This is a genomic window from Rhodomicrobium sp. Az07, assembly GCF_018619475.1.
In the GTDB taxonomy this organism is placed as follows: domain Bacteria; phylum Pseudomonadota; class Alphaproteobacteria; order Rhizobiales; family Rhodomicrobiaceae; genus Rhodomicrobium.
The window spans coordinates 66,594-83,476 of sequence record NZ_JAHFZG010000007.1; the positions used below are offsets into that span (position 1 = coordinate 66,594).

Annotated in this window: 17 protein-coding genes; 12 read left to right on the forward strand and 5 right to left on the reverse strand. The window is 63.8% G+C overall.

Annotated elements, in window-relative coordinates:
* Positions 1 to 52 precede the first annotated feature (52 nt).
* From mog to KKP04_RS07075, 3 genes are all read left to right on the forward strand, one after another.
* Positions 53 to 574, forward strand: a complete 522-nt coding sequence (mog, locus tag KKP04_RS07065; RefSeq protein ID WP_215028464.1) for a molybdopterin adenylyltransferase — start codon at positions 53 to 55, stop codon at positions 572 to 574.
* 190 nt (positions 575 to 764) lie between these two features.
* On the forward strand, positions 765 to 2,207 hold the full coding sequence (locus KKP04_RS07070) for a LutB/LldF family L-lactate oxidation iron-sulfur protein (RefSeq protein WP_215028466.1): 1,443 nt from the start codon (positions 765 to 767) through the stop codon (positions 2,205 to 2,207).
* On the forward strand, positions 2,200 to 2,910 hold the full coding sequence (locus KKP04_RS07075; protein WP_251133958.1) for a lactate utilization protein: 711 nt from the start codon (positions 2,200 to 2,202) through the stop codon (positions 2,908 to 2,910). The genes KKP04_RS07070 and KKP04_RS07075 overlap by 8 nt, the downstream gene beginning before the upstream one ends.
* 232 nt (positions 2,911 to 3,142) lie before the next feature.
* On the opposite strand, the gene KKP04_RS07080 is transcribed toward KKP04_RS07075, so the two are convergent.
* Positions 3,143 to 4,606 carry a patatin-like phospholipase family protein gene (locus KKP04_RS07080; protein WP_215028469.1) on the reverse strand — a complete coding sequence of 488 codons (1,464 nt, stop codon included), beginning with the start codon at positions 4,604 to 4,606 and terminating at the stop codon, positions 3,143 to 3,145.
* Positions 4,607 to 4,889: 283 nt separating this feature from the next.
* Between KKP04_RS07080 and KKP04_RS07085 the strand changes: the two genes are divergently transcribed.
* Positions 4,890 to 6,149 (forward strand): hypothetical protein, encoded by a 1,260-nt coding sequence (locus tag KKP04_RS07085; protein ID WP_215028471.1) that lies wholly within the window; start codon positions 4,890 to 4,892, stop codon positions 6,147 to 6,149.
* Positions 6,150 to 6,221: 72 nt separating this feature from the next.
* Here KKP04_RS07085 and KKP04_RS07090 read toward each other — a convergent pair whose 3' ends face one another.
* The 4 genes from KKP04_RS07090 to KKP04_RS07105 form a co-directional block, all read right to left on the reverse strand.
* The gene (locus KKP04_RS07090) at positions 6,222 to 6,473 is read right to left on the reverse strand and encodes a hypothetical protein (RefSeq protein WP_215028473.1); all 252 of its coding nucleotides are present in this window, start codon (positions 6,471 to 6,473) and stop codon (positions 6,222 to 6,224) included.
* On the reverse strand, positions 6,473 to 7,312 hold the full coding sequence (locus KKP04_RS07095; RefSeq protein ID WP_215028475.1) for a DNA/RNA non-specific endonuclease: 840 nt from the start codon (positions 7,310 to 7,312) through the stop codon (positions 6,473 to 6,475). Before KKP04_RS07095 ends, KKP04_RS07090 begins: the two co-directional genes overlap by 1 nt.
* 158 nt (positions 7,313 to 7,470) lie before the next feature.
* On the reverse strand, positions 7,471 to 7,863 hold the full coding sequence (locus tag KKP04_RS07100) for a hypothetical protein (protein WP_215028477.1): 393 nt from the start codon (positions 7,861 to 7,863) through the stop codon (positions 7,471 to 7,473).
* A 358-nt stretch (positions 7,864 to 8,221) separates the two neighbouring features.
* Positions 8,222 to 8,752 (reverse strand): septal ring lytic transglycosylase RlpA family protein, encoded by a 531-nt coding sequence (locus tag KKP04_RS07105; RefSeq protein ID WP_215028479.1) that lies wholly within the window; start codon positions 8,750 to 8,752, stop codon positions 8,222 to 8,224.
* 510 nt (positions 8,753 to 9,262) lie between these two features.
* Between KKP04_RS07105 and KKP04_RS07110 the strand changes: the two genes are divergently transcribed.
* The 8 genes from KKP04_RS07110 (at position 9,263) to nusB (ending at position 16,866) form a co-directional block, all read left to right on the forward strand.
* On the forward strand, positions 9,263 to 10,798 hold the full coding sequence (locus KKP04_RS07110; RefSeq protein WP_215028481.1) for a hypothetical protein: 1,536 nt from the start codon (positions 9,263 to 9,265) through the stop codon (positions 10,796 to 10,798).
* A gap of 180 nt (positions 10,799 to 10,978) precedes the next feature.
* Positions 10,979 to 12,280, forward strand: a complete 1,302-nt coding sequence (gene glyA / locus KKP04_RS07115) for a serine hydroxymethyltransferase (RefSeq protein ID WP_215028490.1) — start codon at positions 10,979 to 10,981, stop codon at positions 12,278 to 12,280.
* 38 nt (positions 12,281 to 12,318) lie between these two features.
* Positions 12,319 to 12,798 carry a transcriptional regulator NrdR gene (gene nrdR, locus KKP04_RS07120; RefSeq protein WP_215028499.1) on the forward strand — a complete coding sequence of 160 codons (480 nt, stop codon included), beginning with the start codon at positions 12,319 to 12,321 and terminating at the stop codon, positions 12,796 to 12,798.
* Positions 12,795 to 13,988 (forward strand): bifunctional diaminohydroxyphosphoribosylaminopyrimidine deaminase/5-amino-6-(5-phosphoribosylamino)uracil reductase RibD, encoded by a 1,194-nt coding sequence (gene ribD / locus KKP04_RS07125; protein ID WP_215028501.1) that lies wholly within the window; start codon positions 12,795 to 12,797, stop codon positions 13,986 to 13,988. Before nrdR ends, ribD begins: the two co-directional genes overlap by 4 nt.
* 3 nt (positions 13,989 to 13,991) lie before the next feature.
* Positions 13,992 to 14,594 carry a riboflavin synthase gene (locus KKP04_RS07130; protein WP_215028503.1) on the forward strand — a complete coding sequence of 201 codons (603 nt, stop codon included), beginning with the start codon at positions 13,992 to 13,994 and terminating at the stop codon, positions 14,592 to 14,594.
* Positions 14,591 to 15,751 (forward strand): 3,4-dihydroxy-2-butanone-4-phosphate synthase, encoded by a 1,161-nt coding sequence (gene ribB / locus KKP04_RS07135; RefSeq protein ID WP_215028505.1) that lies wholly within the window; start codon positions 14,591 to 14,593, stop codon positions 15,749 to 15,751. The genes KKP04_RS07130 and ribB overlap by 4 nt, the downstream gene beginning before the upstream one ends.
* Entirely contained in the window at positions 15,748 to 16,212 is a 465-nt protein-coding gene (gene ribH, locus KKP04_RS07140) for a 6,7-dimethyl-8-ribityllumazine synthase (RefSeq protein WP_215028507.1), read from the forward strand. Before ribB ends, ribH begins: the two co-directional genes overlap by 4 nt.
* Positions 16,213 to 16,308: 96 nt before the next feature.
* On the forward strand, positions 16,309 to 16,866 hold the full coding sequence (nusB, locus tag KKP04_RS07145; protein ID WP_215028509.1) for a transcription antitermination factor NusB: 558 nt from the start codon (positions 16,309 to 16,311) through the stop codon (positions 16,864 to 16,866).
* The last annotated feature ends 17 nt before the right edge of the window (positions 16,867 to 16,883 follow it).

Below are 16,883 nucleotides of genomic sequence, written 5' to 3' on the forward strand. Positions count from 1 at the left end.
GCTTACGAGACGTTTATATCATAGGCAAAGGCAGGCAACGCGGGCTGGTTCAATGATCCCCATCGGCATCGTCACCGTTTCGGACAGGGCTTCGCGGGGCGTCTATCGCGACGAAGGCGGCCCCGCCATCGAGGCGTGGCTGTCGCGTGCGCTGGTCTCCCCGTGGCGGCCCGCAGCGCGCCTCGTCCCCGACGAACAACCGCTCATCGAAGCGGCGCTGCGAGCGCTCTGCGACGACGAAGGGTGTGCGCTTGTCGTGACCACGGGCGGCACCGGCCCCGCTCCGCGCGACGTGACCCCGGAAGCGACGACAGCCGTCTGCGAAAAAATGCTGCCCGGCTTCGGCGAACTCATGCGCCGCGAAAGCCTCAACGCCGTGCCGACCGCGATCCTTTCGCGACAAACCGCGGGCATCCGTGGGCGCTCGCTGATCGTGAACCTGCCCGGCAAACCCGCCGCGATCGATGTGTGCCTGCGCGCCGTCATGCCGGCGATCCCCTACTGCATCGATCTCATCGGCGGCGGACGCCTCGAAACGGACCCCGCCGTCTGCGGGACCTTTCGTCCGCGCTGACGGACGCGACAAAGCGGGTCGCCAGCGCCCGCCTTTCGGGATCCATGTTCCGGCGCGAGCTTGGGCTTGCGCGCATGGCGGCAATGATTTGCCTGCGTACGAAAACGAAAATTGATTGAGCCTGACGGCAGATATGTCTTGCCGCTGAATGACTTTTGGCTGTTATGAGACGGTCTGATAAACGGTTGTCATGGAACAAACGAGCCTGCAATTCAGGGAGAACGCGGCGCGCGCCCTCTCCGATCCCCAGCTTCAGCGCGCGCTTCGCAACGTGAAAACGGGCTTCATCCTGAAGCGCGCGGCCGCCCGCGCCGCGCTCCCGGAGTTCGACGCGCTGCGCGACGAGGCCGCCGCGATCAAGACGCACGTCATCGACCATCTCGACATTTACCTCGAAGAATACGAGCGCCGCGTGCTGGCGTCCGGCGGTCACGTCCATTGGGCGAGTGACGCGGCCGAGGCGCGCGACATCGTGCTCTCCATTTGCCGCGAGGCGGGCGCGAAGACCGTCACCAAGGGCAAATCAATGGTGTCGGAAGAAATCGGCCTGAACGCCGCGCTCGAAGCGGCGGACATCCGGCCGGTGGAAACCGACCTCGGCGAATACATCATCCAGCTTCGCCGGGAGACGCCGAGCCACATCATAGCGCCCGCCGTGCATCTGAACCGCGACCAGATCGAGGGCGACTTCCGCGTCGCGCACGCGCACCTGCCGCCCGAGCGCGACCTGTCGGCGATCCCGGAACTCGTGGGCGAGGCGCGCACCGTGCTCCGCCAGCAGTTTCTCGCCGCCGACGTGGGCATAACCGGCGCAAATTTCCTCATTGCGGAGACAGGCAGCTCCGTGATCGTGACGAACGAGGGCAATGGCGACCTTACTCAGCTTCTGCCGCGCACGCATATCGTGATCGCCAGCCTCGAAAAGCTCGTGCCGACGCTCGAAGACGCGTCCACACTCCTTCGCGTGCTCGCGCGCTCCGCCACCGGCCAGGAGATGACGAGCTACACCACATTCTCCACGGGCCCGCGCCGCGACGAAGACCCCGACGGCCCGGACGCCTATCACGTCGTGCTGCTCGACAATGGCCGCTCGGACATGCTCGGCACCGATTTTCAGGACATGCTGCGTTGCATCCGCTGCGGCGCGTGCCTCAACCACTGCCCGGTTTACGCGGCGGTGGGCGGCCATGCCTATGGCTCGGTCTATCCCGGCCCCATGGGCGCGGTGCTGACGCCGCAACTCATGGGCATCCACGACGCAGCGCATCTCCCGAACGCGTCGACCTTCTGCGGACGCTGTCAGGCTGTGTGCCCGGTGCACATCCCGCTGCCGAACATGATGCGCCGCTGGCGCGAGCGCTATTTTGCCAGCCAGTCCGCGCTTGCCGCCCCGAAACTCGCGCTCAGGGCCTGGGCCTTTTTTGCGAAGCGGGCGGGGCTTTACCGTTTCGCCACGGCCGCTCAGGGGCGCCTGCTCTCGCTTTTCCCTCGGTCGATGCTGGCCAGACTGCCGCTTGCGAAGGGCTGGACGGCCTTCCGCGTGCCACCGAAGCCCGCATCGCGTCCCTTCCTGGCGCAATGGCACGCGCGGGAGCAAGAAAAGGCGCGTCTTGGGAGGCTCCGTCATGGCTGAAAAGATCTCGGCCGAGAAAACGGTGAGCGCGCGCGACGCGATCATGGCCCGTGTGCGCAAGGGGCTTGGCGTGCGCGGCGACGAGCCGGGGCGGCGCGGCGTCGTTCAAACGAGGCTTCGCAACCCGGCGCCGAACCTCATTCCGGAGCGCGCCAAAGGCACGAAGCCGGAACTCGTGAAAAAGTTCCAGACCATGCTCGAAAACGGCGGTACGGGCGTCGTCCGCGTCCGCACGTACAAGGGCGTGCCCGAAGCGGTGGCCGCCACGCTTCGCGAGCGCAACCTGCCGAGCCGGGTGCGCCTCGGCACCGACCCATTCTTCAAGATATTCGAGGCGGAACCGGGCCTCCTCGAAATCCTCGGCGGCGCGGCGGATCCTGCGGATCTCGTCGGCCTCAGTCACGCCTTCGCGGGCGCGGCGGAAACCGGCACGCTGTTCCTCGCGTCCGGGCCGGACAACCCGTCGACGCTTAACTTTCTCCCCGAGCATCATTTCGTGCTGATCGACGCGGGCGACGTCTTCGGCTCGTATGAGGAGTGCTGGACGAAGCTGCGCGGCATCCATGGCGCGGGCATCATGCCGCGCACGGTCAACCTTATCAGCGGCGCGTCACGCACCGCCGACATCGAGCAGACCATCGTCAAGGGCGCGCACGGCCCGAAAACCCTCGTCGTGTTCATCGTCGGCTCGGCGCGCGAGTAGGCGAGATGCGCGGTCGCCTCTTTGCGGGCGCGGCTGTGAGCCGCTCGCGTGCCTTTTGCTGCGCCGCTGCCACACACCTGTCATGAGACATCGCGATGCTGTGATGCTGGAGGCTCAGATTACCTCCGGGAAGGGCACGGCCAAACCCCGCACCGGGCCCTTCCCCCTGCTTGGGATCGCCCTGATGCGATGAAGGGGCTTATCGGTCGATGCGCCCTCGTCGCGTTGCATTTCAAAACGTCGCCATGAACTCGCGATAGCCGGGGTTCTGCCTAAGCAGGCTCCCCGCCGACGAGATCAGCAGATCGACATCGTCCTTCGGCAGCTTGAAGCGCGTCGGGATCTTTTCGAGGCGCGTTCGCACGGACGGCTCGCGCATCTGGTCGAAGCTCACCTTGGACACCGTCAGCGTGAGGTCGCGGCAATTCCACCCCTCGGTCGTCCCACGGAACGAGACCACCTCGGGCGGCGTCAGCCCGCAGCGATATTCGATCATGCGGTCGCGCCAGTTTTCCATCTGCGCGACGAAGGCGTCGTAGGCCGCGCGCACGTTTGCATCCACCGCCGTATCGGACACGGCCTGAATCAGATCCATCAACTCGGGCGAATCGGCGCTTTTCGCGAGATCGCCTCCGGGCGGGCGGCCTGCGTCGACCACCACGAACAGGAAGCGCTTCAGGTTCACCACCTGCTTCGGCGTCAGCGGCTCGTAAGGCTTCGTCGCGGCGGCAAGTTCGAGCACGAAACCCGAGAGGCCGAGATTGTCCGTCATACCGCCGTCGAGAAGCTTCACGAACTGCACGTCAGTCTTCTCGCGATAGCGCTTCAGAGCACCCGCCGACGCGCGAAGGATCGCGGGCGCGCCCGGCCGATCCGCCGAATAGGTCCAGTCCGGCATGTCGAAGCGGCAGCGGTCGGCGTAATTCTCGATCACGATCGGCGCGAACACGAAGGGCACCGCCGCCGATGCGGCCACGGCCTCGGACAGCGGATAGCGGCGAAGGTCAGAGCACAGCGCGCCGAAATTCGTCGGGTTATAGATGAACGTCGTGCGATTGTAGATGTCGGACGCGTTGATCCACAGTTGCGGGCGTCCCGGCCGCATCACGTCGGCGAAGGTCGCGCCGCGGAAGAGGTTCTTTTCGAGCCATGTCGGCAGGCCGGAACGGTCGTTGACGCCGCCCTTGGCCAGCAGCATCAGGTTCGGCAGGTTGACGGAGGTCGAAAGCGAAGCCTCGACATCCTGCACCAGAAAGCGCTTGCGGAAGTCGGCGAGCGTGTCGCGGCCCTTGAGCGCGAAATAGGCCGCCGTGACGGAGCCGCCGGATACGCCCGAAACGAGCGAAACCTGATCGAGGAGCGGCTGCGGTCCGGCCTTCCCGCGCGCATTCGTGCGGGCGAGTTCCTGAAGGACGCCGAACGCGAACGCGCTCGCGCGCGTACCGCCGCCCGAGAAGCTGAGGCCGATCACCGTGTCGGACGCTTCGCCGCCCCCGGCGGAACTTGTGGTCTGGATGAAATCGCCTGTCTCGGCGGCTTCGGCGCTGTCGGTCAGGGCCGAGTTGATCGGGGCGTTGCGTATGGTGAGCCCCGCGCAGCCCGAAAGAGCGACGGCTGCTCCAAGACATGCGGCGGCCGCGGCAAGGGTGCGAACCCGCCCGGTTACTCCGGCACGAAAGGCAAAAAACGGCGGCAAAATCGCTACCCTCTGGTGGTCCGATCCGACATTTGCTTCCTTTTTGCAGCACACTCGCGAGCAAATGTCGGAATCGCAAGGTCTCGCCGACCGGCGTCACCGTCTCCGGACCCCGCGCCTATGCGCGACGGAAACGAAATCATCAGCCAAGGGAGGTGCATCATCGACACGTCCAAAATGTGGCGTCGCACAAATTCGGTCAGCGCGAGGCAGGGCTGGCAGGTTATACAAAGGCGGGCATTTTCGGATGTCTCGGAACACCCTTTCGAGTATAGTGGGGCCGATGTCTAAACCTTTTCAACGGTTAACTCTTTCGTGGCCGCGATGGTCTTCCTGCGCGCGCAATTTCACGCTCGCGCTGGGGCTCTTGCTGCCATTCGCCGCCGCAACTCATGCGCAGACGCCGCTTCAGGAGGCCATTGCGCGGCTTTCCCCGCAGCAGCAGGCGATCCTTCGCGCCTATGAGTCGGCGCGGGTCGCTCACGCGAAATCGGTGAACACCTACTGGAAGCGCGTGGAACTGAAGCGCAAGCGCCGCAAGACGAAAATCGCGCGCTCGCTTCCCCTGACGCTCGACGACTATGTCGCAGAACACCCCCCCGTTTATAAAGGCCCGAAGCGTCCGGCCGACATCATGGCGATGCTGCCGAAGCCGCCAAAGCCGCCCGTCACGAAAGCGTCGCCGCCGATCCCGGTGGTTTCCGATTTTCTGCGCGAGGCGGAGGCGACTTATGGTTTTCGCCCCGATCGCGTGCCTGAAGACGACTTCATGATCGCCTACGCGCTTGAAGCCGTGAAGCTCGGCCTCGGCCGCGATCAGGTCGTGCGCGTCTACGCGCTGGAGACGGGCGGGATGGGCACGCACGATCTGCAATCCGGCTATAATCCGAGAACCGGGCGAGCCGCGTCGACGGCGATCGGCTACGCGCAGCTTCTGGCGGCCAATTCCATCGAGCAGGTCCGCAAGGAAGGCAAAGAGTTCGCCTCGCGGCTCGAACGGCTCGCGCAAGACCCCGGCATGCCGCGCGACAGGGCGCAGGCGCTGCTTCGCAAGGCCGCGCTTGTCCGCCGCATGACCGCCGACGCCCGGCGCGTGCGGGACGGCTGGTCCGCGCATGTGAAATACGCAATGACGCCGAAGGGGCTTGCGATGCACGCGCTTAACCTCGACGGCCATATCGGCCCCTGGCTGCAGGTGATCAAGCTCCGCAGCGTGGTCGAATTCGCGCGCAAGAGAGGCTTCGTCAGGCTGACAGGCGGACAGCTTGAACTCATGAACCTCGCCGGTCCGGGCAGCGGCTTCGAGATGCTGGTTCCACCCGGCCGCGATATGCCCACTGCGAATTTTTTCGAGCGCGGCGGCTACGAGCGGAACCCGGTCGTGCATGAAAGGACCGGCGCGGAATTGCTGGCGAAGCTCGACGAGATCATGGATCGCAACGTCCAGAAGCCGGGCGCGCGGAGATTCGCCGCCATCTTCGACCGCATTCAGCGGCGTCTCGCTGCGGGCGGGCGCTCGCAGGGCGAGCATTCGCGCCACTGAGCCGTCTCCGCTCTCGATACTCACCCCTTCCCGCGTCGGGGGCTTTACGGGTTAACCACCGGCATCGGGTCGTCACGCGAAGGGGTTCTTCACCTTCGCGGTCGGCTCGGCGGAGGCAACCACGGTCGGCAGATCTCCGCCCGTCTCAAGCTCCTTCACGATCCGGTCCACGGCCTCCTTCAGCACTTTCGCGGCCTGAAGCCCGGCGCGGTCGCGGGTGATCGCCAGCGTGCCGTACATCGAAACGCGATCCTCGCGGTTCTCGATGGTGAGGCCACCGAGCGTGATCGCGTCCGTCTCATTCCTGAAAGGCGAAAAATTCATTATCTCCTCCCGCCGACCGCCTCGGAGGTCTGGAGCCGGCATCCGTAATGCGGCGTGGGCCTTGGCAGGATCATAGCACGCCGCCGCGCCACGCCGTCAAGTTGCGGGAAAACGTCGACACCAACCTTGGCTTCCAGTTCGTCGATGGAAAGCGTCTCCCACGACTGGCTGTCATCGTTCGGCGCAAAATAGGCGGCGGCCGCGTTCCGCGACGGCACGTAGACAGCCTTGAAGACATGCGTCGGCACGAGCACGCGGCCCTTCAGGCTCTCAAGCTCCGCGCCGAGGAAGGCAGGGCCGGTGACGACATAGACCGTCGTGCTTTCCGCGACATCGCGCACCGCCGATTCGATGCCTTCCCAAAGCACCTCGTTGTTGCAGGGATGCTGCGGGATCATGTTCGCGAGCGAGAACGACTCTTCCTGCGCCTTGCGCGTCGACATATCACCGTTGGGAGCCATGTGGCCACGGTCGAAACCGCTCCGCTTGAAGTCCGAAAGCTGCGAACGAACCTCCGTTGGAAGCCTCGTCTCATCGTGGAAGCTGTGCGAGCCGATACGCGTCAGCGTCCTCGCGGCGGCGATGCGCGCGGGGGTGAGCATCTCGGCGGCCCAGAGAGGCGTCCGCGACACGCCCGAGTAGAGGAGTGCGACCTCGGAGTAACACAGGCCGTAGGTCTCCCGCGCGAGTTGCTCGCTTTTGATGGCGGGAAACCCGCCGCGATAAAGCTGCGTTTCGCAGGCTCTATCCTGCGCCCGCCCTTGTGTGGCGTGTTGAAAGGAGGCGATAACGGTGACAAGGGCTATCAGAAGCGCCCGCGCGCGGCGAAGCAAAGCCATGGATTTCCCCGGAACAAGAGCATAAGCCCTTTCCGGGGTACGCGATTCGCAAGAGACGCCCTAAGGGTAGCGCGAGCGGCGCCCACTTATCCCGACCTTAGCGCGAGCAAAAAAATGGCCGGTGATCCGGCCATCTTCGTCGGGATTTGTCGAAGCCGCTACTTGCAGGATTTGGCAAGCCCGTCCAGCACATTCGAGGCGTCTTCGTCCATCTCGGAATCCATGACGTACTTTTCGAAGTCCGCGCCGAGCTTCTTGGCACCGTCCTGCATTTCCTTGTCGAGAGCTTCAAGCTTCTTCTCGTCCTTCTTCTCGGCGGCGGCCGTGAAGTCGTCCTGAAGCTTGACGAGCTTGCAGAACTGGGCCGTCTTGGCCTTGTCGGCCTTGATGCCGTCGACGACCTTCTGAATGTCGGCCTTGGTCGCCTTCGGCGCCGCGGGCTCTTCCTTCTGGGCCGGTTCCTTCGCGGGCGCTTCCTTTTGCTGCGCGATGACGGACGTGGAAACAAAAGCCGTCAAAACCGCGACGGCTACAGCGAATTTCGTGGTCATGAAAAACTCCTGAAAACGGGATGGTTCTGGGGTGCGGCGAGATCGAAGCTGGAGTTCAGGTTATCGACCGGCCCGATCCTTGCCAAGAAATGGCGGCGATTTCGCGACTCCCATAATGAATTCTTCTCAACTTTCCCACATCACCTCGCGCGCCGAAAACCATTTCGTCGCCCGAATAAAGCGCCCGGTGGGGGCGCGCGGGAAGCCAGCTTAAGCCACAAAAGGAGCGGAGAAAGCGGCGCGCCGAGAACTTTCGCGCTGCCGCTTTCTCCGGACGCCTGCTTAACGGGCTGTGCGAGCGAGCGCGCCAGAGCCGGTACCGATCTGATTGCGATTCAATCAGATCGGAATCGGACCGCTAGCGTGCCCTGCGCCGATGTTTCCCCGCATACCGCGAGCGCTTGCCGGACTTCGCGTAACGCGCCTTCCCCTTCGACTTGGCGGAACGGGTGTTGCGAACCCGCACGGTGCGGGTCGTCGTGCTGGACCGGACCATTTTAATGGGCTCGCGCAATTCCGCACTTTTCACGGTGCGGCTGCTGCCGTAGCTCACGACTTCGAGGCAGACCGGCGCAAGACCGTTGAACCCGAGCGCGTTCTTGGCGCCGGTCGAGAGGTCGATGATGCGACCGGCAATGAACGGGCCGCGGTCGTTGATGCGCACGGTGATACTGCGCCCCGTCCGCTGATTGCGAACGACGACACGTGTGCCGAACGGCAGGGTCTTGTGAGCTGCGGAAATGCCCATGTGATTGTAGGACTCCCCGTTCGCGGTACGCGAACCGGTGGAGTAGTGGGAGGCGATGCCGCACTCGGCAAACGCTTGCTGGCCGGTGAGAGCCATCGCCGCCATCAGGACAACCGCACGGATACGCTTCACGTTGTTCATCACAACCTTTCCTTGTCAACTTCGGACCGGCGCGATTGAGAGGGTAAATGAGGCGTAAATTGGGAAGCACCTTGCGGTGGGCTGGCATGCATAAATTGCATACCACGGCGTAGAGACGCATTATCCGTGAACGGAAACAGGTTGTTAAATTTGCAACGACCCTCGTTAATCTTTTTAAATGTAACGGGTTATGTCAGAATCTGTAAAAAGTTTTCACCATTTGAAAGACTGGACTTCAACGGTTTGTGCGTCAAACCAGCGCACGAATGTTTAAGACTTAAACGGCATCCTTTTCCAAGGCGCTTTCGACGAAATTTCGATTGTGCTCACAAAAAAATACGCTGATCGAAATGCCCCGGAAAGTGACCCGCAGGACACACCTCCTTCGGGGCACGAAAGACCGCACGAGCGGCGTAAGAAATACACGAACATAACTTGCGGGCTGTGACGAATAACAGGGGGTTTCGGCTTCCGTAAAATAATAATCAAATAAAAGCCGGGAGAACTTGTATGAAGTACTCACCCGCGAGCATGAGCGCCCTCTCACTCGGCCTGCTCTCGATCCTAGCCCTGTGGCTGGTAATCCAGCAACACCCGGTGCCGGTAAGCGTCGCGTTGATCCTCGCCCTGTTTTTTGCGCTGCTTCTCCCTGCGGTCTTCATGATCGTTCGTCATCAGACGCGCCTCAATCGGCTGCGCACGGCGGGCCTCATCCGCGAAACCCTCGATCCAGGCCCCCGCACCGACCTCTATTTCGAGTTCCTGAAGCGCAAATACCTGACACGCGAGGACGAAGCGCAGCAGGCAGCCAGCGCCGCGCCCGCGCGCTATCCTTTCACCACGGTCCATGACTGCCTGATCGGGGTGGCTTGCCTTCCATTCGTGCTTTTCACCGCCGGCGGATTCTTCGTTCTCTTCCTGCCCGCCGGACAGCTTCCGGATGTGCTCGGAGGCTCGCTCGGCGCCAATGTCTTCAGCATCGGCGGCCTCAGCGCGCCCTCGCCGAAGGATTATGAAAACGTCGTCACCATTGCCTCGCTCGCTTTTGCGGGGGCCTATCTCTACAGTGTCCGTCTTTTTATCAAGTCTCTGCTTTCATTCGATTTTTCTGTGATGACGCCGCTGCGCGCCTTCTTTCACATCCTCGTCGCCGTGATGCTCGCGGTGGTCGTCTGGCGCATCGCGCCGGAGACGAAAGCGGTGACGTCGCTGCTTGCATCGCCGCAACAGATTGCTGCCGAGCCGAAAGCGCAATTTATTACCGAAGCGGCGACACTCCCAGCGCCCGCGCCCATGCCGAAGATCTGGCTTCTGTTCGCCTTCGCCATCGGCTTCGTGCCGGACGGAGCCTTCACCTGGGCGGCGCGGAAGGCGCGTCTGACGCTCGACCGACGCTATTCGGGATCGAAGTTAAGCGCGGTAACGCCGCTCACCGTCATCGACGGGATCGACTTCATGACGTCGTACCGGCTCGACGAACGCCGCATCTCGAACGTCCAGAACCTTGCAGCCGCCAATCCCATCATGCTGCATGTCGAGACGCCGTTCTGCGTCTTCATTATAATGGACTGGATCGCACAGGCGCAGCTCTGCGCCGCAGTCGGTCCGCAGCGCTTCCTTCTTTTGAGGAAGCTCAACCTTAGGACCATTTTCGATCTCGAACACGCGGTCCTCGATCCGGCGGCTCCAATGGGACTGAAGCACATGGTCGGCTCTGTCCTGCTTGCGAACGACGGCAAGACCAGCATCATGCGCGACTACGGCATCCGCCCCCTCGAAGCAACTTATCGCGACTTCGACAAGGCGCTTGCATCCTGGGTCAACATCGAGGTCGTCGAACATCTCGTCCACGTGATCCTTGACGATCTTCACGTTCAGCGCCTGCGCCAGATCAGGCAGGACATCGAGGCGTCGATGCATCTCGAGCCGCGCGCCGAGCAGCCCCGTCCACAGCTCAAGATCCCGGCATCGGCCCCGCCGCCACGGTCCAACGGACACGCGAACGGCCACCGCGACGACCGCGAATATTCCCACGTGTCGGAATGACCGCGTGAGGGATAATATATAAAGTCTGTCTCGCTAACCGCGAGCGCGGCGCGGCCAAACCCCTGTCCGCGATCCCGGACCGCAGGACTCCCGCGAAATCGGCCCCCATTGATTGCAATCTCGGCGGAAGTTTTTATACTGCGCGCCTGAGATTGCTTCATGACCCCCGATAGAGGCCGTATGTCCGCCGCATCTTCCGCAGTTGCATCGTTTTTTTCCGCGCCGCTTTCCGACGCCGATCCAGACATTCATAAAGTGCTCGGCCGCGAACTCGAACGGCAGCGCGATGAAATCGAGTTGATCGCGTCCGAGAACTATGTGTCTCGCGCCGTACTTGAGGCGGCGGGATCGGTTCTCACCAACAAATATGCGGAAGGCTATCCCGGCAAACGCTATTACGGCGGCTGCCAGGAAGTCGACGTCGCCGAACAACTCGCCATCGACCGCGCCAAGCAGCTTTTCGGCTGCGACTTCGCGAATGTGCAGCCGCACTCCGGCAGCCAGGCCAATCAGGGCGTGTTCCTCGCCATGCTGAAGCCCGGCGACACCATCCTCGGCATGGGCATCGACATGGGCGGCCATCTCACCCACGGCGCCGCGCCGAACCAGTCGGGCAAATGGTTCAACGCCATTCATTACGGCGTGCGCCGCGAGGACGACTATATCGACTACGAACAGGTCGAGCGCCTCGCGAAGGAGCACAGGCCGAAGATGCTCATCGCCGGCGGCTCGGCCTATGCGCGGCAGTTCGATTTCAAGCGCTTCCGTGAGATCGCGGACGAAGTGGGCGCGCTGCTCCTCGTCGACATGGCGCATTTCGCGGGGCTCGTCGCGGGCGGCCAGCATCCGAGCCCGTTCCCGCACGCCCATTTCGCCACCTCCACCACGCACAAGACGCTGCGCGGCCCGCGCGGCGCGATCATCCTGACAAATGACGGCGACCTCGCGAAAAAGGTCAATTCCGCGATCTTCCCCGGCCTTCAGGGCGGCCCGCTGATGCACATCATCGCGGCGAAGGCGGTCGCGTTCGGCGAGGCGCTGAAGCCGGAATTCAAGCAATACGCGAAGGCCGTGGTCGAAAACGCGAAGGCGCTCGGCGCGAGCCTGAAGGAAGGCGGCGTCGACCTCGTCTCCGGCGGCACCGACAACCACCTGCTTCTCGTCGACCTGCGCCCCAAGGGGCTGACCGGCAAGGCTGTGGAAGCTGCCCTCGGCCATGCCCACATCACCGTCAACAAGAACGGCGTTCCCTACGATCCCGAGAAGCCGACCGTTACCTCCGGCATCCGCGTCGGTTCGCCTGCTGGAACCACGCGCGGCTTCGGCGTCGCCGAGTTCGCGAAGATCGGCGGGCTCATGGTCGACGTGCTGGAAGGTCTGAAGGCTGGCGGAGACGCAGCCACCAAGGCGCAGGAAAATGTCAAGGCCGAGGCGCTGGCGCTGTGCGAGCGCTTCCCGATCTATCCGGGTATCAAGGCGTAGAGACAAGCGGCGGTCGATCCGCCAGAGCAGGCCATACCATGCGGTGCCCTATTTGCGGTGCGCTTGATACCCAGGTGCGCGACAGCCGCCCGTCGGAGGATCACACGGCGATCCGGCGGCGGCGTTCATGCGCCGAATGCGGGGCGCGCTTCACCACCTTCGAGCGCGTTCAGCTTCGTGAACTGACGATCATCAAGCGGAGCGGGCGGCGCGTGCCGTTCGACCGCGAGAAGCTCAGGCGCTCGATCGAGATCGCGACCCGCAAGCGCTCCATCGGCGAGGATCGCATCGAGCAGTTGGTGAGCGAAATCGTGCGCAAGCTCGAAATCTCGAACGAGTCGGAAATCCCCTCCGAGATCGTGGGCTGCCATGTCATGGAGGGGCTGAAGGCGCTCGATGGCGTGGCCTATGTCCGTTACGCGAGCGTCTACCGCGATTTCAGCGAGGCGAAGGACTTTCACCGCGTGCTGGGCGAGCTTGACAGCGCCGCATTCGTGCGCGCCTCGGACGAGAAATGAGCGATCCTGCCGCTTCCTCCAGCGAAACGACCGCGAAGGCATCGGCTGATGCCGCGCGCTTGCCGTTGCCCGCGTCCGTCATAGACGCCCTTTGCCGCCGCGCTCTTTTCGTCGCGCAAACCAATATCGGCGCGACATCTCCCAACCCGAGCGTCGGCGCGGTTGTGGCCGACGCGCGCACCGGCGAGATCATCGCAAGCGCGGCCACCGCGCGCGGCGGGCGTCCTCATGCCGAAGTGCTGGCCCTTCGCGAGGCGGGCGAGCGGGCGAAAGGCGCGCTGATCATCACCACGCTCGAACCGTGCAGCCATTTCGGCGCGACGCCGCCTTGCGCGCACAGCATCGTTGGCGCTGGCATTTCGCATCTGATCTACGCCTCGCTCGACCCCGACACGCGCGTCGCGGGCCGTGGTCTGACCTATGTGGCGCAGCACGGTGTCCGCGCGACGCGGGGGACGCCCGCTTTCGTCCGCGATTGCGACTGGCTGAACCTCGGCCACTCTTTGCGCGTCACCGAGCGGCGGCCGTTCGTGCAGGTGAAGCTTGCGGTCGACGCGGCGGGCTTCGTACCGCGCGGGAACGGCAAGCCCGTGTTCATAACCGGCGATGTGGCGCGCGCGGCGGCCCATCTGCTGCGCGCCCGTGCCGATGCCATCCTCGTCGGCCGCAAGACGGTCGAAGCCGACGACCCCGAACTCACATGCCGCCTGCCGGGCCTCGCCGACCGCTCGCCGGTTCGCGTGGTGCTCGCCTCACGCTGCAATGTGCCGCCCGCCGCAAAGCTGTTCGCCGTTGAGCGCCCGCCGGTCTGGATCGTCTGCGGCGATTCATCGGAAGGCACGGCGTTCTTCGGCCGCCCCGGCGTGCGTGTCCTCGACATCGGCGCGTCGCTCACGGGCCGCCTCAACCTCAGACTTGCCATGATGCGGCTCGCGGCCGAAGGCATCACGCGCCTCCTCGTCGAGGGCGGACCGTCGACCGCGCGCGGCTTCATCGACGCAGGGCTTGCCGACGAAGTCGTCATCATGCAAGGCACGCAGACGCTCGACCCACAGGCGGGCATGCCGCCTTTCGGGGACGCCGGCCTCGCCCTCGTTGCCGCCTCGCCTCAATTCACCCTGTTCGAAAAAAGAAAAGCGGGCGCGGACACGATTTCCATTTATCGCTCAACCGCACACTGGCAGAATTGACGCATGTTCACCGGGATCATCACCGCACAAGGCACCGTCCTTGAGGCCGATAGCGGCCGTTTCGCCATCGCCTGTCCGTGGGAGGCCACGGGCATCGCGCATGGCGCGTCCATCGCCTGCGACGGCTGCTGCCTCACCGTCACCGGTGTCGAGTCCTTCGGCGGCGGCTCGATCTTCCGCGTCGACGTCTCGAACGAGACGCTGTCGAAGACGACGCTGGGCGAATGGGGCAACGGCCGAAAGATCAATCTCGAACGCTCCCTTCGCTTCGGCGACGAAATGGGTGGCCATCTCGTCTCGGGCCATGTCGATGGCGTGGCCCGTATCGAGAGCATCACGCCGGAAGGCTTCTCGAAGATCTTCGCCATCCGCGCGCCGGACGCGCTCGCGAAGTTCATCGCGCCAAAGGGATCGGTCGCGCTCGACGGCGTATCGCTCACCATCAACAATGTGAACGGCTCGCTTTTCACCATCAATCTCATTCCGACCACGCTCGAAGTCACCATATTCGGCGAGAAGCAGCCGGGCGACGCCATCAACATGGAAGTCGACCTCATCGCGCGCTATGTGGCGCGGCTGCTCGGACAACAGGCTGAAAACTCATGAAACCCGACCAGTTGCGCGTTCTCGATCCCGCCGCCATCCGCGAGCAACTCGCCTCGATCGATGAAATCCTCGAAGACGCGCGTCAGGGGCGCATGTTCATCCTCGTCGATGCCGAGGACCGCGAGAACGAAGGCGACCTCGTCATCCCGGCGCAGATGGCAACGCCCGACGCGATCAACTTCATGGCGCGCTTCGGGCGCGGGCTGATCTGCCTCGCCATCACGCCGGAACGCGCGGACGTGCTGCATCTTGAGCACATGGCGCGCTCGAACCGCTCGCGCAATCGCACCGCGTTCACCGTCTCCATCGAGGCGAAGGAAGGCATCACCACCGGAATTTCCGCCTTCGACCGCGCGCATACGGTCTCTGTCGCCATCAATCCCGAGAAGGATTTCCAGGACATCGTCAGCCCCGGCCACGTCTTCCCGCTCATCGCGCAGGAAGGCGGCGTGCTCGTCCGCGCAGGCCATACCGAAGCGGCCGTCGATCTTGCGCGGCTCGCGGGGCTGCTGCCGGCGGGCGTTATCTGCGAGGTGATGAACGACGACGGCACGATGGCGCGCATGCCGGATCTGCTCGCCTTCGCGCAACGGCACGGCCTCAGGATCGGCACCATCGCCGACCTTATCGCCCATCGCCGCCGCACCGAAAGCTTCGTCAAGAAGGTGGACGAGCGCGACATCACGAGCCCTTACGGCGGCGCGTTCAAGCTCCGCGTCTATGTGAACGAGGTCGACAACACCGAGCATCTTGCCCTTATCAAGGGCGACGTTTCCGGCGTCGAGCCGGTGCTGGTGCGCATGCACGCAGTGAACATCCTCGAAGATTTGTTCGGCGTTGGCCGCGGCGACGACAATCGCCGCTCGCTCGTCGAGCGCGCGATGCGCCGCATCGGCGAGGAGGAACGCGGCGTCGTCGTCGTCATCCGCGACGTGCGCGAAGGCGCGATCCGTTCGCGACTGTCGAACGTCGCCGCCATCGCCGAAGGGAAGACGCCCGACAACAGGCTTGTCGATTACGGCATCGGCGCGCAGATCCTGCTTGATCTCGGCGTCAGGAACATGATCCTTCTGTCAAACTCACCGACGCCGAAAGTCGTCGGCCTCGAAGGCTACGGCCTCAACATCATCGCGCGACGCCCCATCGAGGACCAATGACAAAGCCCGTTCATATCCTCATCATCGAAGGCCGCTATTATAGCCATATCGCGGATGCGCTGCTTGAGGGCGCAACGCGCGCTCTCGATGAAGCGGGCGCGACCTGGGAAGTGAGAACGGTTCCGGGCGCGCTCGAAATTCCGCAGGTTCTGGCGCTCGCCAAGGACGCGGATCTCTTCGACGAGGGCGGCGACCGGCCTTTTCACGGCTGCGTGGCGCTCGGCTGCGTGATCCGGGGCGAGACCTCGCATTACGACATCGTTGCGAACGAATCGGCGCATCAGCTTCTTTCGCTCGCGATCGGGCATGGCATTCCGTTCGGAAATGCGATCCTGACCGTCGAGAACGAGGCGCAGGCGCTTGCACGGGCCGACGTGAACCGCAAGAACAAGGGCCGCGAAGCCGTTCTCGCGTGCCTTGCAGTCCTCCGCCTGAAACGGGCGTTTCGCCGGTTGGCGTGACGCCCGCATTCCAGCGCCGCGTTAATTGGCGGCTGTATGCTATGATCGACGCGAGTTGCGCGGGCGACTCGCCGCCTTGAAACGAAAGCTTGAACGATGGACTTGGACGACGGTCGCGACGCAGGCCCGAAAGCGGACCTGCCGGCAGGGCAGCCTCGAACGCGCGCGCGTCTCGCCGCCGTGCAGGCGCTCTACCAGATGGAAATGACGCAGCGCGACCTCAGTCTTGTGCTTCAGGAATTCCTCGGCCGCCGTTTCGAGACCGTGGACATCTATGCGGGTGCGGACCGTTCGTTCTTCCGCGATATCGTCGAGGGCGTCGCGCGCGGACAGGCAAAGATCGATTCCGAGATCGCGGGATATCTCGCCGCGAGCTGGAAATTGTCGCGCATCGACAGCATTCTCAGGGCGATCTTGCGCTCCGGCGTTTACGAACTCACCGACCGCGACGATGTACCCGCACGCGCCGTCATTAACGAGTATGTGGAAATCGCCAAGGATTTCTTCGGCGGCGAGGAACCGGGCGTGGTGAACGGCGTTCTCGACCGCGTGGCGCGAGCCAGACGATCGCGTGAATTCGGACGGAAGGCGGGCGGCAAGAGCGGCCCGGCGAAGGCCGCGCCCAGGTTCGGGGATGATACGAGCAAGACCTGAGACGCAAGGCCCTTGGC